Annotated in this window: 23 protein-coding genes; 21 read left to right on the forward strand and 2 right to left on the reverse strand. The window is 58.8% G+C overall.

Going from position 1 to position 22,032, the window contains the following annotated elements; all coding sequences use genetic code 11:
• The 19 genes from ED236_RS09320 to ED236_RS09410 all read left to right on the forward strand — a co-directional run.
• The coding region (locus ED236_RS09320) for a hypothetical protein (RefSeq protein ID WP_205125671.1) at nt 1-188 on the forward strand (188 nt) is incomplete at its 5' end.
• Between the two features lie 90 nt (nt 189-278).
• Nucleotides 279-1,184 carry a CheR family methyltransferase gene (locus ED236_RS09325; RefSeq protein ID WP_123237712.1) on the forward strand — a complete coding sequence of 302 codons (906 nt, stop codon included), beginning with the start codon at nt 279-281 and terminating at the stop codon, nt 1,182-1,184.
• Complete coding sequence (gene cheD, locus ED236_RS09330; RefSeq protein ID WP_123237713.1) at nt 1,181-1,789, forward strand: chemoreceptor glutamine deamidase CheD; 609 nt, start codon at nt 1,181-1,183, stop codon at nt 1,787-1,789. The genes ED236_RS09325 and cheD overlap by 4 nt, the downstream gene beginning before the upstream one ends.
• A gap of 54 nt (nt 1,790-1,843) precedes the next feature.
• Nucleotides 1,844-2,953: a protein-glutamate methylesterase/protein-glutamine glutaminase gene (locus tag ED236_RS09335; RefSeq protein WP_123237714.1), complete on the forward strand. Its 1,110-nt coding sequence runs from the start codon at nt 1,844-1,846 to the stop codon at nt 2,951-2,953.
• 831 nt (nt 2,954-3,784) lie between these two features.
• Complete coding sequence (cheY, locus tag ED236_RS09340) at nt 3,785-4,183, forward strand: chemotaxis response regulator CheY (RefSeq protein WP_123237715.1); 399 nt, start codon at nt 3,785-3,787, stop codon at nt 4,181-4,183.
• Between the two features lie 2 nt (nt 4,184-4,185).
• Nucleotides 4,186-4,932 (forward strand): protein phosphatase CheZ, encoded by a 747-nt coding sequence (cheZ, locus tag ED236_RS09345; protein WP_193726090.1) that lies wholly within the window; start codon nt 4,186-4,188, stop codon nt 4,930-4,932.
• A 247-nt stretch (nt 4,933-5,179) separates the two neighbouring features.
• Complete coding sequence (locus ED236_RS09350; protein WP_123237716.1) at nt 5,180-5,362, forward strand: Flp family type IVb pilin; 183 nt, start codon at nt 5,180-5,182, stop codon at nt 5,360-5,362.
• A 149-nt stretch (nt 5,363-5,511) separates the two neighbouring features.
• Nucleotides 5,512-6,027 carry an A24 family peptidase gene (locus ED236_RS09355; RefSeq protein ID WP_123237717.1) on the forward strand — a complete coding sequence of 172 codons (516 nt, stop codon included), beginning with the start codon at nt 5,512-5,514 and terminating at the stop codon, nt 6,025-6,027.
• A 53-nt stretch (nt 6,028-6,080) separates the two neighbouring features.
• Nucleotides 6,081-7,376 carry a YifB family Mg chelatase-like AAA ATPase gene (locus ED236_RS09360; RefSeq protein WP_123237883.1) on the forward strand — a complete coding sequence of 432 codons (1,296 nt, stop codon included), beginning with the start codon at nt 6,081-6,083 and terminating at the stop codon, nt 7,374-7,376.
• Nucleotides 7,377-7,675: 299 nt separating this feature from the next.
• Complete coding sequence (cpaB, locus tag ED236_RS09365) at nt 7,676-8,536, forward strand: Flp pilus assembly protein CpaB (RefSeq protein ID WP_123237718.1); 861 nt, start codon at nt 7,676-7,678, stop codon at nt 8,534-8,536.
• A 183-nt stretch (nt 8,537-8,719) separates the two neighbouring features.
• Complete coding sequence (locus tag ED236_RS09370; protein ID WP_162299603.1) at nt 8,720-10,384, forward strand: type II and III secretion system protein family protein; 1,665 nt, start codon at nt 8,720-8,722, stop codon at nt 10,382-10,384.
• A complete protein-coding gene (locus tag ED236_RS09375; RefSeq protein ID WP_123237720.1) occupies nt 10,381-10,653 on the forward strand; it encodes a hypothetical protein in 273 nt (90 codons plus the stop codon). The genes ED236_RS09370 and ED236_RS09375 overlap by 4 nt, the downstream gene beginning before the upstream one ends.
• A gap of 20 nt (nt 10,654-10,673) precedes the next feature.
• The gene (locus ED236_RS09380) at nt 10,674-12,173 is read left to right on the forward strand and encodes a TadE/TadG family type IV pilus assembly protein (protein WP_123237721.1); all 1,500 of its coding nucleotides are present in this window, start codon (nt 10,674-10,676) and stop codon (nt 12,171-12,173) included.
• Between the two features lie 4 nt (nt 12,174-12,177).
• Nucleotides 12,178-12,693 carry a TadE family protein gene (locus ED236_RS09385; RefSeq protein WP_123237722.1) on the forward strand — a complete coding sequence of 172 codons (516 nt, stop codon included), beginning with the start codon at nt 12,178-12,180 and terminating at the stop codon, nt 12,691-12,693.
• Between the two features lie 59 nt (nt 12,694-12,752).
• Nucleotides 12,753-13,241, forward strand: coding sequence for a TadE/TadG family type IV pilus assembly protein (locus tag ED236_RS09390; protein ID WP_205125672.1), 489 nt, complete (start codon nt 12,753-12,755; stop codon nt 13,239-13,241).
• 61 nt (nt 13,242-13,302) lie between these two features.
• Complete coding sequence (locus tag ED236_RS09395) at nt 13,303-14,493, forward strand: CpaE/TadZ family protein (RefSeq protein ID WP_123237723.1); 1,191 nt, start codon at nt 13,303-13,305, stop codon at nt 14,491-14,493.
• Nucleotides 14,494-14,503: 10 nt separating this feature from the next.
• Nucleotides 14,504-15,844 (forward strand): TadA family conjugal transfer-associated ATPase, encoded by a 1,341-nt coding sequence (locus tag ED236_RS09400; protein ID WP_123237724.1) that lies wholly within the window; start codon nt 14,504-14,506, stop codon nt 15,842-15,844.
• Between the two features lie 46 nt (nt 15,845-15,890).
• Nucleotides 15,891-16,868 (forward strand): type II secretion system F family protein, encoded by a 978-nt coding sequence (locus ED236_RS09405; RefSeq protein WP_123237725.1) that lies wholly within the window; start codon nt 15,891-15,893, stop codon nt 16,866-16,868.
• A gap of 44 nt (nt 16,869-16,912) precedes the next feature.
• A complete protein-coding gene (locus tag ED236_RS09410; RefSeq protein WP_123237726.1) occupies nt 16,913-17,860 on the forward strand; it encodes a type II secretion system F family protein in 948 nt (315 codons plus the stop codon).
• 545 nt (nt 17,861-18,405) lie between these two features.
• Here ED236_RS09410 and ED236_RS09415 read toward each other — a convergent pair.
• The gene (locus tag ED236_RS09415) at nt 18,406-19,197 is read right to left on the reverse strand and encodes a hypothetical protein (protein ID WP_123237727.1); all 792 of its coding nucleotides are present in this window, start codon (nt 19,195-19,197) and stop codon (nt 18,406-18,408) included.
• Nucleotides 19,198-19,441: 244 nt separating this feature from the next.
• Between ED236_RS09415 and ED236_RS12810 the strand changes: the two genes are divergently transcribed.
• Nucleotides 19,442-19,681 carry a helix-turn-helix domain-containing protein gene (locus ED236_RS12810; RefSeq protein WP_123237728.1) on the forward strand — a complete coding sequence of 80 codons (240 nt, stop codon included), beginning with the start codon at nt 19,442-19,444 and terminating at the stop codon, nt 19,679-19,681.
• Nucleotides 19,682-19,858: 177 nt separating this feature from the next.
• Here ED236_RS12810 and ED236_RS09425 read toward each other — a convergent pair whose 3' ends face one another.
• A complete protein-coding gene (locus ED236_RS09425) occupies nt 19,859-20,590 on the reverse strand; it encodes an OmpA family protein (protein WP_123237729.1) in 732 nt (243 codons plus the stop codon).
• A gap of 280 nt (nt 20,591-20,870) precedes the next feature.
• Between ED236_RS09425 and ED236_RS09430 the strand changes: the two genes are divergently transcribed.
• Nucleotides 20,871-21,839 (forward strand): DUF6776 family protein, encoded by a 969-nt coding sequence (locus tag ED236_RS09430; RefSeq protein WP_148042280.1) that lies wholly within the window; start codon nt 20,871-20,873, stop codon nt 21,837-21,839.
• Nucleotides 21,840-22,032: the final 193 nt, after the last annotated feature.

The following is a 22,032-nucleotide window of genomic DNA, read 5'->3' on the forward strand; positions in this document are numbered from 1 at the left end:
TGACGCAGATGGACGAGGTGACGCAGCAGAACGCGGCCTTGGTGGAAGAGGCGGCCGCGGCGGCGGAATCGCTGGTGGAGCAGGCCAACCAGCTGATGGAGGCGGTCAGCGTGTTCAAGGTGGATGGCAAAGTCAGCGGCATGGCGGGCAGCCAGAACGCCACCCAACTGTCGCGGCGCGCGGCCTAGGCCATCATCAGGCTGGCGTAGCGCGTACACAGGGCATGCAGGCCCCGATCAAACCCCGGCGTGAAAGTGCGCTAGACCAGGAAAGCGACGATGAGCAAGGCCTTACACATACGTGAACGCGAATTCAGTTTCACCGAGCAGGATTTCCGCAAGATCTGCAAGCTGATCTATCAGCATGCCGGCATCTCGCTGTCCGACGCCAAGACCGACATGGTGTACAGCCGCATTGCCCGCCAGCTGCGGGCAGGCGACTTCGACTCGTTCAGTGTCTACCTGGACCATCTGGAACGCCACGGCACGCCCGCTGACTGGCAGGCGTTCACCAATGCACTGACCACCAACCTCACTTCCTTCTTCCGCGAAGCGCATCATTTCCCCATCCTGATGCAGCATCTGCGCAGCGTGCAGGCGCCCATCGAGCTGTGGTGCTCGGCGGCCTCCACCGGTGAGGAACCCTATTCCATGGCCATTGCGGCGTGCGAGGCCTTCGGTACCCTGAAGCCGCCGGTACGCATCCTGGCCACCGATATCGACACCAATGTGCTGGCTACTGCCAGCCAGGGCGTGTACAGCGACGAGCGCATCGAAAACCTGTCCGAACAACGCAAGAAGACCTATTTCCTGCGTGGTAAAGGCAGCCAGGAGGGCCTGGTGCGCGTGCGCGAAGAGTTGCGTCAGCTGATCAGCTTTCGTCCGCTCAACCTGCTGGCAGAGCAGTGGGGGATACGTAGCCGTTTCGATGCCATTTTCTGTCGTAATGTGATGATCTACTTCGATAAACCCACGCAGTCGCAGATCCTCAACCGCTTTCCGGGGCTCATGAAACCCGATGCCCTGCTGTTCGCCGGACATTCCGAGAACTTCATGTACGCCAGCAATGCGTTCCGCCTGCAAGGCAAGACCGTGTATGAGCTGCGTGCCCAGCCCGGCAATGAACTGCATACGCCACGGCCGCCGCGCCTTGCCGCCGGTGCGCATACTGGAGTCGCCAGATGAACCCCGCCATCGCTGAACAACTGGCCAGTAATTTCTATTACGACCGCACCTTTGACAAGGATGCCGCCAAGATCCTGCCGGGTGAATTCTATTGCACCAACCAGGACATGCTCATCGTCACGGTGCTCGGCTCCTGCGTATCGGCCTGCATCCGCGACCGCGTCAGCGGTATAGGCGGTATGAACCATTTCATGCTGCCGGAAGGCAAGGGCGATGCCGACAACCCGGTATCCGAGTCCATGCGCTACGGCACCTATGCCATGGAGATCCTCATCAACCAGCTACTCAAGATGGGCGCCAGACGCGAACAGCTGGAAGCCAAGATCTTCGGTGGCGGCAATGTGCTGCGCTCGTTCACGGCGCTCAATGTAGGCGAGCGTAACGCGACCTTTGTACGCAAATTCCTGGCGGCAGAGAAGATCCGTGTGGTGGGCGAGGACCTCAACGACGTCTATCCGCGCAAGGTGTATTTCTTTCCACACACCGGCAAGGTGCTGGTGAAAAAACTGCGCCAACTCAACAACCACACCCTGGTGAAACGCGAACAAAGCTATGCCAGCAGTCTGCGCAGCAACGAGGTTGCCGGCGAGGTCGAGTTGTTCTGAACCGGCAGTTCAGGGAGCAGCTGATGAACATGTCACGCAGCGAGGGGGGCCATCATGGCCGATGCAGACTATCCAATTGAAACGGCGCGCAGAACCGCGAGCAAAAGCAAGATACGCGTGCTGGTGGTGGATGATTCAGCGCTGATTCGCAGCCTGATGAGCGAGATCATCAACAGCCAGACCGACATGCAGGTGGTGGCTACCGCCCCTGACCCGCTGGTGGCGCGCGAACTGATCAAACAGCACAACCCGGACGTGCTCACGCTGGATGTGGAAATGCCCAAGATGGACGGGCTGGATTTCCTGGAACGGCTGATGCGCCTGCGGCCCATGCCGGTGGTGATGGTGTCCTCGCTGACCGAGCGTGGCTCGGAGATCACCTTGCGTGCGCTGGAGCTGGGGGCCATCGATTTCGTCACCAAGCCACGCATCTCCATCGCCGAGGGCCTGCAGGAATACACCCAGCAGATCACCGACAAGATCCGCACTGCAGCGCGCGCGCGCATAGGCCCGCGTCGGGTCAGCCCGGGTGGCAGCCTGCCTGCTTTGCGCGACCCCTTGTTGAGCTCGGAGAAGCTCATCATCGTGGGAGCCTCCACTGGCGGCACCGAAGCCATCCGCGAATTCCTGATCCGCATGCCGTCGGATTGTCCGGGCATCCTCATCGCCCAGCACATGCCGTCCGGCTTCACCAAATCGTTCGCCAACCGGCTCAACAGCCTGTGTGCTATCGCCGTGAGTGAAGCCGAGGGCGAAGAGCGCGTATTGCCCGGCCATGCCTTCATCGCCCCCGGCCATGCGCACCTGCAACTGGCACGCAGCGGCGCCAACTACATCACGCGCTTGTCAGATGCGCCGCCGGTCAACCGCCACCGGCCATCGGTGGATGTGTTGTTCGACTCTGCCGCTGCACAAGCGGGCAAGAACGCCATCGGCGTGATCCTCACCGGCATGGGCAAGGACGGCGCCCAGGGCATGCTGCGCATGCGGCAGGCGGGGGCCTGGAACTTTGCCCAGGACGAAGCCAGCTGCGTGGTCTATGGCATGCCCAAGGAAGCGGTCAGCGTTGGCGGCGTGCATGCGGTACTGCCCTTGCAGGACCTGGCGGCGGCTGTGCTGGAGCATGTGGCGGCCTATCAAACCGATCGCGCAGTACGGGTTTAGCGGCTTACGGCGCACCGCAGGCGGGTGCGCCCTACCGCGGTGGGGCATGCGCCCCGACAGGTGTAATTAAGGTGACGAGCTAGAGCGTCAACAGGGTAGGGCGTCAATAAGCGCAGCGCATTGCGCCGTATGGTGTACCTCTTTCTGGATATGCTTGGACAATGCCGACCGTATAGTGACTTGTGCCGTCGTTCCCGCGCAGGCGGGAACCCAGGTAATTATGCTAAACCGGGATGTCGATTACGAGGCTAGCTATGCTCCCGTTTGAATGACGGTATTTATATCTTGCCGGGAAGTGCATATCACAGGTGATTGGCCTTGCCTGGGTTCCCGCCTGCGCGGGAACGACGGCGAAGCAGGTAGGGCGGACTCGCTTCAGCAGTCCGCCGAAACTAACTGTGTGAGCCGGTCTCGCCCGGCAGGCGAGCTACTTTCTCTTGTTTGCCCAAGAGAAAGTAGCCAAAGAGAAGGGCACCCCCTGCCAAGGCCTGCGGCTACCCTGCGCGACTCGGCCCGTCTGGCGGCTGCGCGGCCTGGTCGCTCACACAAGACGTGAGCGCCTGCGGACTTCAGACAGTGCTCGCCGAAGACCCCAGACGGGTCTGCGTTGCTCGGCTTGGCAGCAGGGGAGGTAAGTCAACACCACCTGATGTCGTCGTTCCCGCGTAGGCGGGAACCCAGGCAAGCAAGTTGATACCTTGCACACACATTCATCCAAAGCGCTGAACTGCCGTGCTTTTCAGTCTGAGCTTCACACTTAAGTTTGCAGGCAGGCTGCCGATAATACGGATGAAGACGCACTTCGCGTGCTGCATGGATGGAGTTCTGAATATGGCAAGTCCCGATACCAAATTTCTTGTGGTGGATGATTTTTCCACCATGCGCCGCATCGTACGCAATCTGCTCAAAGAGTTGGGCTATACCAATGTGGACGAGGCGGAGGATGGCGTGATGGCGCTTTCCAAGCTACGTAACGGCAATTTCGATTTTGTGGTGTCGGACTGGAACATGCCGAACATGGACGGCCTGACCATGTTGCAGCAGATCCGCGCCGATAGCGCATTGTCTTCCTTGCCGGTGCTGATGGTCACGGCCGAAGCCAAGAAAGAGAACATCATCGCCGCCGCGCAGGCGGGTGCCAGTGGGTATGTGGTCAAGCCGTTCACGGCGGCCACCCTGGACGAAAAGTTGAGCAAGATCTTCGAAAAAATGGAAAAAGCCGGAGCCTGAGCATGGAACAAGCCCTCAGTGCGAACACGCAGGACGCGCACCGTCCCATGCATGGCATGGAGAGTCAGGAAGAGATGCTTAACCGCATCGGCCAGCTCACCCGCAATCTGCATGACAGTTTGCGCGGCCTGGGCATAGACGGGCTGCTGGAGAAAGCGGCGCAGGAGATCCCGGATGCACGCGACCGTCTGGAATATGTGGCGCGCATGACCGAACAGGCGGCACAACGTGTGCTGAATGCGACCGATGTGGCCATGCCCATGCAGGATGACATCACCAAAGGTGCCCAAAATTTACACTCGAAGTGGCAATTATTGTTAGATGCCCCAGGGTTCAAGCGTGAATACGACGCGCTGGCGCGTGACACCCAGGCCTATCTGTTGGCCACCCAGCAACAGGCTGAAGAGACGCGCCAATTGCTGATGGACATCATGATGGCGCAGGATTTTCAGGATTTGACGGGCCAGGTGATCAAGCGCGTGACCGAGATCGCCCACAACATGGAACAGCAATTGCTGCAGTTATTACTGGATTACAAGCCATCGCATGCAGTTGGCATGAATGTTGCCAATAGTGTTATTGCCAATAGCGTTACTGCCAGTGGCGTCATTAGCAGCGGCGTTATTGCGAATGCCGATGCGGCAAGTACGCGCTTGATGAACGGTCCGCAGATCGACCCGACCGCCAGCCCGGATGTGGTACAGGGCCAGGCGCAAGTGGACGATTTGCTAGAACAGCTAGGCTTTTGATCAGGGTCAGTCGGGGTTTGAGAGCCGACCGGGTGACGCAGTCAAACGCAGGAATTAGCCGGGTTTTATGCTTCTGTTCCGGCTTTGGATTTTCGGTTTGTGCAGAATAATGAATGAGCAGACGCCCATTCAGCAAGGTCACAGATCGGTGATGTGCAGTAAATGCAGTGGTGGTATGGCAGTCTGGTTCGGTGCTTTTTTCTTGTGTAGTGGGTGTGTTTTTTTAACTTAAATTTAAGGGGTTATCATGAATAAGTTCTTTTTTGCAGTAAAGCGTTTCCTGGCTGATGAAGAAGGCGTTACCGCCATTGAATACGGTCTGATCGCAGCACTGATCGCCGTGATCATCGTGGGTACCGTTGGTAGCGTTGGTACCACGCTGGATGGCGTGTTCCAGACCGTGCTGACCTCCCTGGGCGGCGGCGCTTAATCAGCTTCATTTGCAGGGATGGCGTACACACGCGTTACGTTATCCCTGCAAATTCCTTTTTCGGATACTCACCGCAGTCTGGTGAGGTATGGCGAGGCCAAGCCATACCTCACTTGATTGATGTTTATCAACGCACTGGATAGTCAGCGATGCAAACGGTCTACCTCTTCCTGCTGGGTTTTGTGCTGGTGGCTGCTGTCAGTGACCTGTGGCGTTACCGCATCCCGAACGCCCTGCTGGTACAGGGCCTGCTGTGTGCCATCACTTTGCATCTGTTCATGGATACCGGGATGAGCTGGCAACAGGTGCTGTGGGGCATGCTGACCGGCCTGCTGGTGTTGCTGCCGTTCTATCTGTTCCGTGCCATGGGCGCCGGGGATCTCAAGCTGATGACCATGGTGGGCGCGTTCACCGGGCCGATGCTGATGCCGGATATCGTCATCAGTACCTTCATCGTGGGGGGCGTGATCGCCGCTGTGATGCTGACTGGCCGCCTGATCGTCAGCTCGGCGCTGGCGCAGCGTCTGGATGAACGTCTGGGTACGGCGATCTACACGCTGGAGCCTCAAAAGAAACAGCGCCTCAAGAAACTGCCCTACGGCGTGGCCATCGCGCTGGGCACCCTGATCGCCGTCAACCACGCACTGGTCGTACCAGCGGTTTAACATCGCCCTGTGCATCATGCGGCGCATGCCATCAAAGCGAAGTGATCCCCAGCATGGATGATGTTGCCCCGCCTGTAGACCGTTTGCCGGTGGCCCCCAGAAAGCTGGAGGAGACCGGGCTGGACCCTATCCTGATCAGCGAGATCATCGCCAAGATCGTCTACCATCAAGGCAAGACCCAGCTGACCCAGATCGTCAGCAAGATCAAACTGCCTGCGCCCATCGTCAGCCAGTTGCTGGACGAGATGGTCATAGACCGCATGCTGGAAGTGGTCAAGCGCGGCGTCAACGACGCCGAAGTGATCTACCAGCTCACGGACGGTGGCAAACAACGCGCCGAAGAGTACATGTCACGCTGCCGTTATACAGGCGCCGCGCCCGTCACGCTGGACGATTATCGCCAGCAGGTACAGCGCCAGTCGGTGCGCAACAACCGCGTCACACAGCAGGATATCCGCCATGCCTACGCTGGCATCACCCTGAACCCGGAGGTGATGGATTGTGTAGGTGCGGCCATGAATTCCGGCAAACCCCTGTTCATCTACGGCCCGCCGGGTAGCGGCAAGACCTATATCGCCGAAAAGCTGGACAGGCTGATGCCTGGCCTGGTCGCCATCCCGCATGCCATCGTGGTGGATGGCGAGATCATCCAGGTGTTCGACCCCTTGCTGCATCTCCCGGTGGCCCCGGCTGAAGCGGGCAGCAGCATAGAACGCCGACGCGATGACGAGCGCTGGCTGCTGTGCCGCCGCCCGCTGGTGCTGACCGGGGGCGAGCTCTCGATCGAGATGCTGGATTTGCGCTATGACGCCCGCTCCGGTTTCTATCAGGCGCCTCCGCATTTCAAGGCCAATAACGGCATCTTCATCGTGGACGACCTGGGGCGGCAGCAATCGCCGCCCGAGCAGCTCATGAACCGCTGGATCGTGCCCATGGACCGCCAGTATGACCACCTGGCCCTGCACACCGGCTACAAATTCACCGTGCCTTTCGACGTGACGCTGGTGTTCTCCACCAATCTCGCCCCTGAAGCGCTTGCGGATGAAGCTTTTCTGCGCAGGCTGGGCTACAAGATCTACGTAGGCGAGATGGCCGAGGCGGACTACCGCGTTTTGGTGCAACAGGTCTGCCAGCGCCGTCAGGTGCCGTTCGATGAAGCGGGCTTCCGCTACCTGGTGGACAACCTGCACCGTCCGTCTGCGCGCCCCTTGATGGCCTGTTACCCGAATGACCTGCTGGGGCAGCTGGTGGATTATTCCCGTTATTACGCGCTGGACCCGCTGATGCAGCCAGACAGGCTACGTCAGGCCTGGGACACCTATTTCTCCACACCGGGTCGACGCATGTGATGCAGCGCGACGCTGGCCTGGTATCCATGGTGATTTTGCCATGGCACTTTTGCCATGGCGCTTTTGTCTGGTTCGTATCCCTTCTTTCTTCGCTTTCTTTGCTTTCTTTTCTGTGCCCAGCGTTAAACGTTGAGTTTCAAACAGCGCATGCAGACTGCAGGCGCGGCGATGTAAGCCGGAAAACCCCGTTTGTTCCACGCTTCGTTGTGCGTGCGCATCCTTTAGCATCCTATCCAATTGCCGATAAAACATGACCGGTCCAAGCGTGTGCCGGAACGGATGCCGGGATGGGGGAAACGATGAAAGATACACGCGCATTATTATTCTTGTTGTTTGCCATCGTGGCTGGCCTTGCCGCCGTTTACCTGGCTTCGCGCTGGCTGACCGAGCGCGCCAGTGACGTTAATCAGATCGCGGTCGCCGCTCAGGATATCAATCTTGGACAGCGCGTCACGGTTGAAATGGTGCGCATGGTGGAGTGGCCGATCAGCAGCCGTCCCGATGGCGCGGTGTCCGATATCAAGATGCTGGAAGGGCGTGTGCTCAAGACCAGTCTGCTGCGTGGCGAGCCCGTGCTTGAGGCCAAGCTGGCACCGCAGGGCACGCAGGGCGGCCTGTCTGCCGTGATCGCCGAAGGCAAACGTGCCATCACCGTGCGCGTCAATGACGTGATCGGCGTGGCCGGGTTTGCGCTGCCTGGCAATTTCGTCGATATCATCGTCAACACCCAGACCGACGAGAACGGCAACCCGGGCAAGGATATCTCCAAGATCGTGCTGGAACGTATCCTGGTACTGGCTATCGCACAGGAAGTCGGCCGCGACGAGACCAAGCCGCGCGTGGTGAACGCGGTCACGCTGGAAGTCACCCCGCAACAAGCCGAACGGCTGGACCTGGCACGCAGCGTGGGCACCTTGTCGCTGGTGCTGCGCAATCAGGTCGATCCGGATCAGGCAGATACCGGCGGCATCACCAAACTGACGCTGCTGCAGGACAAGCACCCTGCGCCTGCGGCCCTGCCTCCTGCCGTGGTGGTCAGCAAACCGGCTGTGCGCGTAGCGAAACCTAAACCGGTCACGCCAGCCGTGGTCGAGCCGCCTGCATCGCCCCGCTGTGTCACTGTGGTGACTGGCATGCGCAGCTCACGGGAGTGCTTCTAAATGACCGTCGTCCCCCTGAACGGCGGTCGTCGCCACATGCTTCAGCGTGCTTGTTTGCCGAACGCAAGCCTAGCAAACGCAAGTCTAGCAAACGCAAGTCTAGCAAACGCAAGTCTAGCGAACGCAAGACGGCTGAACGCATGTCTACTGAGCGCATGCACACTGATATGGATGGTGCTGGCCATGCCTGCCTGGGCGGGTGCGGATGACTGGCAAAGCTGCGCCGGCCAGATGCGGCCCACCGAAAAACTGGCGCTGGCACATGGCAATTCGCATGTGTATCAAGTGCCGGGCGGTCACGCCATCGTCGGACGCACGCTGGGCAATCCGCAGGTGCTTGAAGCACGGCTGCTGGCACCGGATACCGTCTACCTGCTGGCTACCGATGTGGGCAGCACCAACATGCTGCTGCAGCTGGCCAACCAGCAATGTCTGAACATCGAAGTGGCGGTCGGCATGGATGCCAAAGGCTTGCAGCAGTCGCTGGCCAGCATCTTCCCCAATGAGACTGGCGTGCAGGTCAGCGCCGCCGCCGACACGCTGGTGCTGAGCGGTACCGTGCAGGATTCCATCACCGCCAGCCGCATCGTCGATCTGGCCGAAGCGTTTGTGCGCCGTCAGGTGCGCGCCGTGAGCAGCGGCTATGACGAGTCGCGCGACCCCAATGTGGCAGACCCGGCCAGCAGCGACAAGAACAACCCCATGCTCAACCAGCGTCAGCCCATCGTGCGAGGCACGCGTGTCATCAATCTGCTCAATGTGGCGGCCCCCCAGCAGGTGATGCTGGAAGTGAAGATCGCCGAGGTCTCCAAGAGCCTGCTGGACCGGCTGGGCGTGGACCTGGCCATTTCCAATAACAGTGGCGCAGTGGCCTATGCCTTGCTGTCCAAGTTCACGTCCGGCTTGCTGGGTGGCGCGATCGGGGCCAGTCGCGGCCCGGACCGGCGCGTCATCATCGAAGCAGAGAAACGCGATGGCCTGGTCAAGGTGCTGGCCGAGCCCAACCTGCTGGCCATCAGCGGGCAGGAGGGCAGTTTTCTGGCGGGCGGGCGCTTCTTCATCCCGGTGGGTCAGAACAACAACAACGGCACCACCACCATCACGCTGGAAGAAAAAGAGTTCGGTGTCGGCCTCAAATTCATTCCCACCGTGCTGTCGGACGGCCGCATCAACATCAAGGTGTCACCGGAAGTCTCCGAATTGTCGCGCGAAGGCATAGGCATCACGGCGGCTGGCCTCAACGCCACATCCATCCTGCCCCTGATCACCACACGGCGCGCCTCCACCACCGTGCAGTTGTATGACGGACAAAGCTTTGCCATCGGCGGCCTGATCCGCAATAACACCACCACCAACATCCGCGCGCTGCCTATTCTGGGCGAGATCCCCATCCTGGGGGCGCTGTTCCGCAGCACCAGTTTCCAGGAAGACAAGACCGAGTTGCTGTTCGTGATCACCCCGCGTCTGGTGGAAGCCACGCGTGAAGAGATCGCCCTGCCTACCGGAGGCGTCAATGCGCCAGGACGGGCCGAGCTGTTCCTGAACGGCAAGATCGAGGGCGCGCGCTCGCCCTTGAGTAGCCAGCCAGTGAGCAGCCAGCCTGTGCCGGGCCAAACATCGACGGCCGTTCCTGCGGCAGGGCAGTCTGTGCCGGCCACAGCGCCTGTAGTGGATACGCCAGTATCGCCCGCGGCTGCGCCAGTATCGCCCGCGGCTGCGCCGCCTGGCAGCCCGCCGCCTTCCCACACCGTTGAACCGGAAAGCGCGGACGACAGCACCAGCCCGCCTGCCAGTTTGCCCGCCAGTCCGCGCGTTAATCCACCCGGTAGCACAGGAGAAGCATCATGAAACAGGTCGGCATCGTGTTGGTCAGCATGATGGTGAGCGGCTGTGCCGCCACGTCCACCCCACATTTCGATGCGCAGTTCGGTGACAGTGTGCAGGCCGCCAAACAGCGGCAGGTGCTTTATCCGGCGGGTTATCAGCCGGCCTATCCTCAGCGGGGTCTGGACGGTAAGGCCGCCAATACCGCCATCGAGCAATATCAGAAATCCTTTGCGCAACCATCAGGCAGCGCTGGCAGTGCCAGTAGTGAAGCTGGCCGTAGCGGCAACTAGATGTCTTGATGGTATCCCGGATGTACAGGCTAGACATTCCCAGGCAGCAGCTGACGACACTTCTACCCCGGCAGGCGGGTGCGGTCGCCATCATGTTCGGTCTGACCGTGTTCCTGCTGTTCGGCTTCATGGCGCTGGCCATTGATCTGGGACGGGCTTATGTGGTGCGCAGCGAACTGCAGAATGCTGCCGATGCCGCCGCCCTGGCGGGGGCACGCGAGCTGAACCAGACACTGGCAGGCGTGAACAGCGCGGTCAGCACAGCGATTGCCATCGCTGCGCAGAATGAGGTGTTCTTCTCGGAGCCGGTCAGCCTGAGCAGCAGCGATATCCGCGTTGGCAACTGTCCGTCCGACAGCTGCATGGTGCCCATCAGCGCCGTCACCAGCAATGCGCTGGCACGTGGCAAGACCTTTCTGCGGGTGAGCATTCCTTCCGGTGACATCAATACCTTCTTTGCGCGCCTGCCAGCGGTAGCTGGACTGCCTGGCACCAGTGCACTGCAAACCTATGGTCTGGCTGTGGCGGGGCGCTTTGTTAATGACGTGACGCCCATCGGGGTGTGCGCGCTGGATCAGCTCAACAAGGGCAAGGTGCTGCCCAGTGGTGAACTGGAGCAATATGGCTACCGTCGCGGTATGTCGTACAACATCTTCACGCTGGGTAATCTGGCGGGCTTGCCTTCCGACCCCTATCTGATCAACCCGGTGGATGCGCCGCCTGCGGCCTGCAATTCCAGTAACTCCAGCGCCAATAACACGGCGCCCTTCGTGTGTACGGGCTCGTCTGCGGTGGTGACCGAGATCGTGCCCAACGTCACCAAGGTGTATGGCAACACCGGCTATTCCGCCGGGCCGATCGAGCGTGCGCTGAATTCCCGTTTCAACATCTATGGCAGTGGCAATAATGCGGTGTGCATTCCCTCGCAAGCTCCCCCGGACAGCAATATCCGCGATTACAGCGTAGGCCTGGGCTTGGGCGTGAGCCGTCCACCGTTCTGGATGGATCCACTGGACCCGACCACACCCAACCAGCAATCGGTCAATATCGTCGATGGCAGCGTCAGCATCAGCAGCAAGCATCATTATGGCGCGCTGTGGTCGTACAGCCGCGCGGTGCGGGCGGTAGGCAGCACCCCTAATGCCACCGCTGGCAGCAACTTCACCCCACTGGAGTGGGCCACCTTGTACCCGCTGGGGGCTTTGCCCGAGCTTAACTACCCCGGTGGCTCGCTAGGCACGCAAGGTTCACCTTATACCGAGACCAGTGGCAATAATTTCCAGTCACCTCCGACCAACGGGCCTGGCCTGGCCAATCGCCGCGTGCTCAACCTGGTGATCGTCAACTGCCATGTGGCGGCAGGGGGCAGCGGTTCCTGTCGTGAATTGCCGGTGCTGGGCATAGGCCGTTTTTTTATGCAGACACCGGCCAACTTGTCCGGCAACCCCAAGCAACTGCATGTCGAGTTCGCGGGCCTGATCGAGCCGGTGCCGCTGGACCAGATCAAGCTGTACAGGTGAATCCATGACGATGCCCCGATCAGCTATTAACACCACTACTCACCTTGCCAGACTTGCCAGTCAATCAAGGCAGCGCGGCGCCGCAGTGATCGAGCTGGCGATCGTCAGCATGGTCATGATGCTGATGGTGACCGGCATGATCGAGTTCGGACGCGTGTTCTGGTACGCCGATGCCTTGAGCAAAGCCACCCGCGCTGCGGCGCGGCACATGTCGCTGGCACCCAGGGCCACGCTTTACAGTGTCTCGGTGGCCGAAGCCAGGCAGCTGGCGGTGGATATCGCGCTGGCCGCCAATGTCAGCGGTAGTCTCAGCAGTGAAGATGTGGAGGTCAGCTGCCTGAACAGCAGTTTCAGCAGCGTGGGCTGTGCGGATGGTATCCGGCCCGAGAATGTCCGCGTGCAGATCAATGGCTACAGCATCGAGGTGGGTGGCTTGATGCCGTTCATGGGCGAGACGGCAGCGCGCATGGGCGTCATCCAACTCTCCCCTTCCACCACCATGCGTTACATGCCGAGCTGATGATGACCACTGTCCACCCATGTTATCCATATCGGCGCCTGCATCAAGGCGCTACCGCCGTGGAATTCGCCATTGTCGCCGTGCTGTTCTTTGTGCTGCTGTTCGGCGGGATGGAGTTCGGCCGCGTGATGTATGTATGGAACAGCGCACAGGAGATCACGCGGCATGCGGCACGTCTGGCTGCGGTGACCGATTTCAGTGATGGCGCGGCCTTGCTGGCCGTGAAGCAGCAGGCCCTGTTCGGCAGCGACAGCCTGCCGGGGGCGGTGGTGATCAATAGCGAGAACTTGCAGCTGCGCTACCTGAACGCGGCTGGCGACCTGGCCAGCCCCATGCCGCTCAGCCCCACCGATAACGTGTCTGCCTGCCAGGATGCGCTGCGCGTCAGTGAATGTATCGTCTTCGTGGAGGCCAGCCTGTGCGAGGGCCTGGCTTGCACGCCTTTGCAATATCAACCCATGCTGGGATTGTTCAGCGTGATGAATATCGACGTGCCGCTATCCAGCTTCCGCCTGCCGGTGGAAAGTCTGGGTTTCGTGCCGAGCTGATGAACATGAAGCGCTTATTAATGAAGTCGACTGCACTCCGCAAGCTAAAGGGGGTGGCAACATGAAAGCCCTCATCGTTTCCACCTCCACCATGGTGCTGGATGCGCTTGCCGCTCAATGTGCGCTGCGCAGCCCACCCGTGCAGGTCACGCGTGTGCAGGGCGGTATGGCGGAAGCCATCCCCGTCATGGAGCGCGATCCGGCCGATATCCTCATTGTGGATTTCGCCGGTGCCGTCTCGCAGACCGAGATGCAGGCCTTGCAGGCTCTGGGCCTGCAATTCCCGCGTGCCGACCTGATGCTGCTGGCCATGGATGAGTCCCCCGGCTTTCTGCTGCAGGCGATGCGCGCCGGGGTGCGCGAGATCCTGTCGTTCCCGCTGGACACGGCAGCATTGACGGCAGCGCTGGATCGAAGCGCCACCAAATACGGCGTCAAGGTCAGCCATCATGGCAAGGTATTGTCTTTCATCGCCGCCAAAGGGGGCAGTGGCACCACTTTTATCACCACCAACCTGGCCTGGCTGCTGGCGGCCAGCGGCCATAAGGTATTGCTGATCGACCTCAACCGCCCGTTCGGCGATGCGGTGCTGTATGTGTCGGACCGCCAGCCTACGGTGACGCTGGCCGATGTGTGCGCGCAGATCGAGCGCATGGATGCCGGTTTTTTGCAATCCAGCCTGGTGGACGTGGCACCCAGCCTGGGCATCCTGGCCGCCTGCCATGACGTGAGTGCGGCGGCTGATATCACCCCGGATCAGGTGGGCAGGATAGTGCAACTGGCCTGCCAGCATTATGACTATGTGCTGCTGGACACCGGCCGCGATATCGATGCCGTCAGCCTGCGCGCGCTGGACATGGCCGATCAGGTGTTCCCGGTGCTGCAGCTCAGTCTGCCAGCACTGCATGACGGTCAGCGTTTGCTGACCCTGTTCCGCTCGCTGGATTACACCCCCAAAAAAGTGCAGTTGCTGATCAACCGTTACAGCAAGAACGGCAAACTTGGACTGGAACTGGCCGAGCAGACGCTGGGCGCTCGCGCGGTGCAGATACTGCCGGACGGTGCGGCGGTGGTCAGCGATGCCATCGACCAGGGCTTGCCAGTCGAGAAAAGCGCGCCGCAGAGCACCATCGCCAAGGCCTTGCGCCAGTTGGCGCAGGACATCAGCGGCAGCGCCGTGCCCGAAAAGACCGGCTTGCTGGCGCGCATGCTGGCCAGAACCGGATCGCGTAACAAGCAGGACAGCAAGTGAGGAGCCCCGCATGCAGTTAAGAGAGCGTTTGAATGGCAGTGAGCCGCAAGTGCTACGTGCCGATCCGGCATTGAGTGGCAGCCATTACCAGCAACTCAAAAAGGACATCCATCAGGATGTGCTGGACCGCATCGATCTGGAACGCATGCAGAAGTTGTCCGAGGCGCAGTTCAAGACCGAGCTGAGCGGCCTGGTGGAGCGCCTGATCGACGAGCAGAACATGCTCATCAACCAGACCGAGCGGCGCAAGCTGGTGCAGGATATCCAGTACGAGATGCTGGGCTATGGTCCGCTGGAGCCGCTGCTCAACGACCCTACCGTGTCGGATATCCTGGTCAACACCTACAAGCAGGTGTACGTGGAACGGCGTGGACGGCTGGAGATGACCGACGTGATGTTCCACGACGACGCCCACCTGCTCAAGATCATCGAGAAGATGGTGTCACGCGTGGGGCGGCGTGTGGACGAATCCAGCCCCATGGTGGATGCGCGTCTGCCGGACGGCTCGCGTGTGAATGCCATCATCCCGCCACTGGCTGTGGATGGCCCGCTGTTGTCTATCCGCCGTTTTGCCGTGGTGCCGTTGACCATCAACGACCTGCTGGACAAGAAGACCCTGTCGCCACCGATGGCGCAGCTGGTGCAATCCATCTCCAAAGCCAAGATCAACGCCATCATCTCCGGTGGTACCGGCAGTGGCAAGACCACCTTGCTCAACGTGTTGTCCGGCTATATCCCCGAGGAAGAGCGCATCGTCACCATCGAGGACGCGGCCGAACTGCAACTGCGCCAGCCGCATATCGGGCGACTGGAGACGCGGCCTTCCAATATCGAAGGCAAGGGGGAGGTGACGCAGCGTGCACTGGTACGCAATGCGCTGCGCATGCGGCCGGACCGCATCATCCTGGGCGAAGTGCGCGGCCCGGAAGCGCTGGACATGCTGCAGGCTATGAACACCGGCCATGAAGGCTCGTTCGCCACTATCCACGCCAATACTCCGCGCGACGCGCTGGCCAGGCTGGAGAACATGGTGGGCATGTCGGATGCCAACCTGACCCCCAAAGCCACGCGCCAGCAGATCGCCTCTGCGGTCACCGTCATCATCCAGGCCTCGCGGCTGTTGGACGGCAGCCGTAAGATCATGAGCATCTCGGAAGTGACCGGCATGGAAGGGGACATGATTACCATGCAGGAGATCTTCGGCTACAAGCAGAAGGGTGTGGGGCCGGATGGCAAGGTGATCGGCCATTTCGGTGCCAGCGGGATCCGTCCCCAGTTCGCCGAGCGGCTGCGCATCTATGGCGCGGCCGTGCCCGACGCCTTGTTCGACCCGACCCGTATCTATGAGTGAGGGCGCTCACATGTTGACCGTGCACAAGCGGCAAGGAGGCTAAGGCATGGATACCTTGTTCTATGCCGCCGTCATCCTGGTGTTCGCCACCTTTGTATTGCTGGTGGAAGCGGCCTATATCTGGTGGCGATCCAATCACAGCAGCGAGGCCAAACGCATGCAGCAGCGGCTGCGCCTGCTGTCCGGCGAAGACCAGACCCTGGACGCGGCGGTGTCTATCCTCAAGCGGCGCTTCGAGCAGGAGACGGGCTTCAGTGCGCGCGTGCTGGCCTTGATCCCCAGTGCACAAAAGCTGGAACAGGTGCTGGCGCAATCCGGGCTGGGCTGGAGTTTCACGCGCTTGCTCGCCACCAGTGCCGGCGTGGCGCTGTTCTTCGTGGCGCTGAGCTGGCTGATGGGCCTGCCTTTGCTGCTCTGTTTGCTGTGCGGCCTGCTCACTGCCTGTTTGCCCCTGATGTATGTAGCAAAAGCGCGTGAGAAGCGTCTGGTCAAGTTCGAAGTGCAATTGCCGGAAGCGGCTGACCTGATCGGGCGTTCCCTGCGTGCCGGACATGCCTTCCCCAGTGCGCTCAGCATGGTGGGTGCCGAGATGTCGGAGCCCATCGCCGGAGAGTTCCGCATGACCTTCGACGAGATCAATTACGGCATCTCCATGAACGACGCCTTGCAGCATCTGGCCGAGCGGGTGCCGGTCACCGACCTGCGCTTCTTTGTGATCGCCGTGCTGATCCAGCGTGAATCCGGTGGCAACCTGGCCGAGATCCTGGCCAGCATCAGCAAGATCATCCGCGACCGGCTCAAGCTGCTGTCGCAGGTGCGCGTGCTGTCGGCCGAAGGCAAGATGTCGGCCTGGGTGCTGGGGCTGTTGCCCATAGGCGTAGGCACCATGATCAGCATTATCAATCCCAAATACATCTCTGCACTGATCACCGACTCCACCGGCCGCATGCTGCTGAGCGGCGCCATCGGCCTGATGCTGCTGGGTGCGGTGTGGATGCGCAAGATCATCCGCATCCGTGTGTGAGCTGGAACCCATACACGTGAGAATTCAACCATGACAAGACGGCCATGACGACACAACAGCTACTTTTTCTGGGCGTGGTATTCATCGTGGTCACTGGCCTGGCGCTGCTGGTGTTCAAGCTTCTGAATCCCAACCGGGTCACCCAGCGTGTGGCCAGTCTCAGTCAGCCGCAGCAAGCCGTGGAAGCCAGCAGTTCGGCGCAATGGGTGGAACGTGTGGCACGCGTGGCCGAACCGTTCGCCAAACTGTCGCTGCCCGAGCAGGACTGGGAGAAGTCTGTGCTGCGGCGCAGTTTCATCCATGCCGGCTGGCGCAGTCCGTCCGCACCGCGTGTGTATTTCGGCGTCAAGACCGCGCTGGCGCTTGGCCTGCCCTTGCTGTTCCTGCTGGTGGCGGGCCATGTGGAAGACATGTCACGTGACGATATGCTCAGCGTGCTGCTGGTGTTGGCGGCGGTGGGCTACTACATCCCCAACATCGTCCTGAGCCGCAGTGTGGAAGCCCGCAAACTGGAGATCTTCGAGAACTTCCCGGATGCGCTGGACCTGCTCACCGTATGTGTGGAGGCGGGCTTGAGTCTGGACAATGCGCTGACCAAGGTGGCGGGGGAGATCCAGATCAAGAGCGTGATCCTGAGTCAGGAACTGCAAATGGTGCTGATCGAGATGCGTGCCGGCTTCCCCAAGGAAACCGCCTTGCGCAACCTGGCTCAGCGTACCGGCGTGGAGGATGTGGACACACTGGTGGCGATGCTGATCCAATCCGAACGCTTCGGTACCAGCATGGGGGAGTCGCTGCGTGTGCACTCCGAAAGCCTGCGTGCCAAGCGACGCTTCCGCGCCGAGGAAGCCGCTGCCAAGATCGCCCTCAAGCTGCTGTTCCCGCTGATCTTCTTCATCTTCCCCACCTTGCTGCTGGTGATCCTGGGGCCGGCCTTCATCCAGATCTACAAAGTGCTGCTACCTACCTTCGCGGCGGCTGGCGGCGGCTAGTGGTGAAGGGTGAAAAGTGAAAAGTGAAAAGTGAAAAGTGAAAAGTGAAAAGTGAAAAGTGAAAAGTGAAAAGTGAAAAGTGAAAAGTGAAAAGTGAAAAGTGAAAAGTGAAAAGTGAAAAGTGAAAAGTGAAAACGGTACCGCCGTCGTTCCCGCGTAGTAGACGTAGGGCGTACCCGCTTGCGGTACGCCGCACTTTATCCACTGATGCGACAGCGGCTTGATTCGGCGGACTGCCTAAGGCGAGTCCGCTCTGCGCTGGCCGTTCAGGGTTGTAGCAAACGGGATATCCCCGAGCCGTCATTCCGGCGCAGGCCGGAATCCAGGCAACCAGACCAAACGGGGATGTGATCTGTGTGGCTCGCTACGCTCCCGTCAGAATGAGGCGCAGGTTTGGGTGACAAATTGAGGTGATAAATGCCAGCATGCAGTTCAGCGCAGTGCATTGCGCTTGCAAGCAGCTCTGCAGGAAGCCTTCAGCAAGGCCACCAAGACATCGTGCGACTGCGGGCCCTGTGTCGGATCAATGCTGCTGAGTCAGCATTTCAAGGACTGACCATCGTGTCAGGGGGTGTATCAACTGGAGAGGGGGCTGCGGGAGCCGCAGGGGCGACTGGTACCGTGCTATCCGGGGTGGGCATGGGCGCAGGCAATGTGCTGACGGGCACGGGTGCTGTAGTCACGGCAACCATGCCGGGCTGAGCGGCGGCAGGGGTTTGCACAGGCTGCAGTACGGAGCTGATACTATCGGCGCGGCTGGTCGTGAACGGCATGGTGGGCGGCATGCTGCTGGTCAGCAGGTCTATCAGGGTGGCATCCGGGATCAGGCTGTTGCGAGCGCCGTCTATGCCCATGATCTCCTGAATGTTGGCCCCGTACACGGAGCCCAAGCCCAGCAATCCATTCGGCCCGGTCAGCGGGCCTGCCAGCACTGGCGCATCATCCTGCATGAAACTGATGACAGGGAGTTCTGTGCTATCGATCAAGGCGACGATGTCAGCGCTGACATCCTGATGATTGGCATCCTGATCGTTGCCGGTCTCGGAAGGCAAGGTGCCAGAGGTCACGATGTCGGATGGCAAGTGCTCTTCACTGACGGCGGCTGTCTGAGCAGGTGTCTGCGCAGACACCTCTGGGGTGTCCACCTGACCGGCATCGAAACTGGTCGAGCTGGCTTCTTCGTTTACTGCAACGAGTTGTGCTGCTTGCTGGCTGGCCGTGTCAGCGCTCATTTCGACATTGTCGGCAAATGCCTGCGCTGTGATCAGAGCAAACAAACACCACAGCGCGAGCATGGAAAATGACACGGTACCGAGTAGCTTGTGATTTTTATTCATGGGCTTGTTTTCAGGTGAGATAGGTGACGGAAAAGATTTCCTCCCAGACCGCACAATCGATTGTAGAAGTGATGAATTAGGATTGCCAGCTAAATTGCAGGGCGACACTTGTGCAGATGGTTGCATTTGTGGAACTTCAAACTAACTGAAGCATGCTTTTTTATTAAAATCAATTATTTATATTTTTTGATGTAGAATATAATCGGTGGGCTAGTCTGGGATGTATCGAGCATAATCAGCCGCTATGTCATACTTGTTTGAACAGCTGCGGAACTGTCTGGCGGCTAACGTAAAGCGTCGCCGGGTGGCGCTTGGCTTGTCTCAGGAAGAGCTGGCATTCAACTCCCATATCGATCGAACCTATATCAGTCGCATAGAAAACAGCATAGGCAATGTTTCCTTGCGTATCGTATGCGAAATAGCCGAGTCGCTTAACACGGACCCGAGCGACCTCCTTAAGTGCATTGATGAGCCGCCGCAGTAGCGGTCACTGATGCGCTATTACCACCCCAGCCGCTGCTCATTGCCTGATCACGAGCAAGGACATATCTAAAGTCTTCAGTTCTCTGCTGGTTTTTAGCAGCCACTGCTACAAAAAAAGAAGATTGGGAGTGATCCGCTCAAGTCACTCCCAATCTTTAACTGCTTGCGCAAACGGTTGCTACTGCATCGCTACTATCATGAGTTCTGTCCCCACCTGTTTGGTCAGTGTCAGTACCGGCTTATAGTCGTCGCTGGACAAATCGTTGACCCTGCTTTCAAAAAGCTCCAGATCCACATCCACACGGCGGTTGAGCTTGCGACCTGCTGCTGTTTTGTTGTCGGCGATAAAACAGCTTGTGCAGTAGCTGGTCTTGATATTGCTGCCAGGCACGCCAGCTGCGATCAACAAGCTGCGCACGTGGACTGCACGTTGTTGTGCAATGTCTTTGTTGGCGTCTTTTTTACCCGAAACATCCGTTCTGCCCCGTACATGTACGGATTTGGCTTCGATGGCAAGAGGCAATATCTCGTTCCAGACTTGCTTGCCTGCCGGACCTAGTGTGGTTTTGGAGGCAGCAAAAGGAATCGTTCTGCGAACGACTGCAAACGCGGGTTCCATGATCATGCTGGTGGTGATCTCTTTGCTGGTCTCCTGGGCAGTACCAAGGTCTACGATTTGATGGGTTTCAGCACTCTCCGGCTCGTCGTTGCTCGTCATGGGCTCTGTCATTGCAGCATCTGCAACGGATTCAGTTGCTGCGGCTTGCGCTGGAGTAGCAGGCTGGGTTTCCATGGCGGCGGAATCGGGCCTGGATTTCATGCTGCAGGCGTTCAAGGCGAGTACACCACTCAACATGAGCGATATCAAAATTTGCGACTTCATAATTTCCCCGTAATAGTTAACAACCATCTTTATCTTGTAGTTTGCACATACAAGTCTGGTGCGTTAAGGTAAATGTGTTGATTATAATCCGCAATATTTTTTTACAGGAATCCTGAAAAAATAGGGTTCGGTCTTTGCGTAAAAGTAATTCTGATCTGTCATCACTGAGGTTGGAAATCTAATAAATATTTAATAATCATTTAGTTGTATTGTTTATTTATCAACTTTATACCCATGTGTAGGCATTTGTAGGCTATGGGTGTTGATCTTATGTTTAATGTGAATTCATTAGTCAGGCACTGGTTTTATGTTGTTGAAAAAATTAAGTAGTTTAGGCAGGCCGTATCCAAGCATGCTTTTGAAGCGCTACGGTTTGTCCGGCTTGCTGGCTAAATTCAATTCATGGAATGGAATAAAGTCCGATTTCAACCGCACGATCTTTACCAGATCGCGTTGGTCACATCGCTACACAGGCGGCGCGAAGCTGACGCGCAGAGCCCTGCTCAGAATGAGTTTTCCACATGTGGCGGTTAACACCTACAGCAGGAACATGCTGGTCTGGCGTGCAGCGGCATTAACGGTGTTTTTTATTGGCGGTTACTTCATCGCAGCCATGCAATATCGCAGCGTTTCGATCGCGGCGATGGAGCTCAGGGTGGATCAATCCCGAGATCACGCAGATCAATACTTGTCTGATGCGATCAATCTGCAAAAAAAGCTGGACGTGCAGCAGGTGGAGATCTCCCAGCTACATAGCCAACTGGACAAGCTGCATGCGGACCGCATCAATCTGCACAATGATCTGGTGTTCTATAAAAACCTGGCTGGCAAGAAAACAGAACTGGCAAGAATGAAAGCGGATGCCAGGGAGGCAGCTTTGGTTGCAAGCCCGGCCAGTTCTGTTTCCAGCGCGGTAGCCAAGCCTGAAGCGGCTGTGCAGGATGCCAGTCCGGTTGTTTTGAAAAGCTTTGCGGTGAACCGGGCGGCTGAGTCTGGTGAATATGCGTTCTCTATCCTGCTCGCCAAAGACTCCAATCAGGACAAAGCCATCAAGGGGGTGCTGAAGGTGACGCTGGTGGGCGTCGAGGTGGATAAAGTGGTGACCGTGCCGTTTGATGAGCCCAGGCCGTTCGTTGTGGATTTCAAAAAGTCCCAAAGGATCAACGGCGAGTTTCAGATCCCGGAATATTGGACTAACAGAAAGATACGCGTCAGCCTGCTTGAAGACGGAAACAGCAAGCCTAGCTACAGTTGGGTAAGCAAAGTGCCAGACTAAGGGGCAAGATCTTAGTGGGTCAAGATCAAAGCGCAGAGACACACAGACGTAAAAAACGCCGCAATGCGGCGTTTTTTTATTTGGCGGAGAGCGAGGGATTCGAACCCTGGGTACAGATTTAAGCTGACAATTTCTTCCAACATGCTGAATAAGCTGTAATTCTTGATTTATTTCCAATCGGATATCACTCAGC

Source organism: Pseudomethylobacillus aquaticus (assembly GCF_003730115.1).
Taxonomy (GTDB): domain Bacteria; phylum Pseudomonadota; class Gammaproteobacteria; order Burkholderiales; family Methylophilaceae; genus Pseudomethylobacillus; species Pseudomethylobacillus aquaticus.

Coding starts and splice junctions, on each gene's coding strand:
- ED236_RS09325 (WP_123237712.1), top strand. CDS start 279: ATGAGCAAGGCCTTACACATACGTGAACGCGAATTCAGTTTCACCGAG.
- cheD (WP_123237713.1), top strand. CDS start 1,181: ATGAACCCCGCCATCGCTGAACAACTGGCCAGTAATTTCTATTACGAC.
- ED236_RS09335 (WP_123237714.1), top strand. CDS start 1,844: ATGGCCGATGCAGACTATCCAATTGAAACGGCGCGCAGAACCGCGAGC.
- cheY (WP_123237715.1), top strand. CDS start 3,785: ATGGCAAGTCCCGATACCAAATTTCTTGTGGTGGATGATTTTTCCACC.
- cheZ (WP_193726090.1), top strand. CDS start 4,186: ATGGAACAAGCCCTCAGTGCGAACACGCAGGACGCGCACCGTCCCATG.
- ED236_RS09350 (WP_123237716.1), top strand. CDS start 5,180: ATGAATAAGTTCTTTTTTGCAGTAAAGCGTTTCCTGGCTGATGAAGAA.
- ED236_RS09355 (WP_123237717.1), top strand. CDS start 5,512: ATGCAAACGGTCTACCTCTTCCTGCTGGGTTTTGTGCTGGTGGCTGCT.
- ED236_RS09360 (WP_123237883.1), top strand. CDS start 6,081: ATGGATGATGTTGCCCCGCCTGTAGACCGTTTGCCGGTGGCCCCCAGA.
- cpaB (WP_123237718.1), top strand. CDS start 7,676: ATGAAAGATACACGCGCATTATTATTCTTGTTGTTTGCCATCGTGGCT.
- ED236_RS09370 (WP_162299603.1), top strand. CDS start 8,720: ATGCCTGCCTGGGCGGGTGCGGATGACTGGCAAAGCTGCGCCGGCCAG.
- ED236_RS09375 (WP_123237720.1), top strand. CDS start 10,381: ATGAAACAGGTCGGCATCGTGTTGGTCAGCATGATGGTGAGCGGCTGT.
- ED236_RS09380 (WP_123237721.1), top strand. CDS start 10,674: ATGTACAGGCTAGACATTCCCAGGCAGCAGCTGACGACACTTCTACCC.
- ED236_RS09385 (WP_123237722.1), top strand. CDS start 12,178: ATGACGATGCCCCGATCAGCTATTAACACCACTACTCACCTTGCCAGA.
- ED236_RS09395 (WP_123237723.1), top strand. CDS start 13,303: ATGAAAGCCCTCATCGTTTCCACCTCCACCATGGTGCTGGATGCGCTT.
- ED236_RS09400 (WP_123237724.1), top strand. CDS start 14,504: ATGCAGTTAAGAGAGCGTTTGAATGGCAGTGAGCCGCAAGTGCTACGT.
- ED236_RS09405 (WP_123237725.1), top strand. CDS start 15,891: ATGGATACCTTGTTCTATGCCGCCGTCATCCTGGTGTTCGCCACCTTT.
- ED236_RS09410 (WP_123237726.1), top strand. CDS start 16,913: ATGACGACACAACAGCTACTTTTTCTGGGCGTGGTATTCATCGTGGTC.
- ED236_RS09415 (WP_123237727.1), bottom strand. CDS start 19,197: ATGAATAAAAATCACAAGCTACTCGGTACCGTGTCATTTTCCATGCTC.
- ED236_RS12810 (WP_123237728.1), top strand. CDS start 19,442: ATGTCATACTTGTTTGAACAGCTGCGGAACTGTCTGGCGGCTAACGTA.
- ED236_RS09425 (WP_123237729.1), bottom strand. CDS start 20,590: ATGGTTGTTAACTATTACGGGGAAATTATGAAGTCGCAAATTTTGATA.
- ED236_RS09430 (WP_148042280.1), top strand. CDS start 20,871: ATGTTGTTGAAAAAATTAAGTAGTTTAGGCAGGCCGTATCCAAGCATG.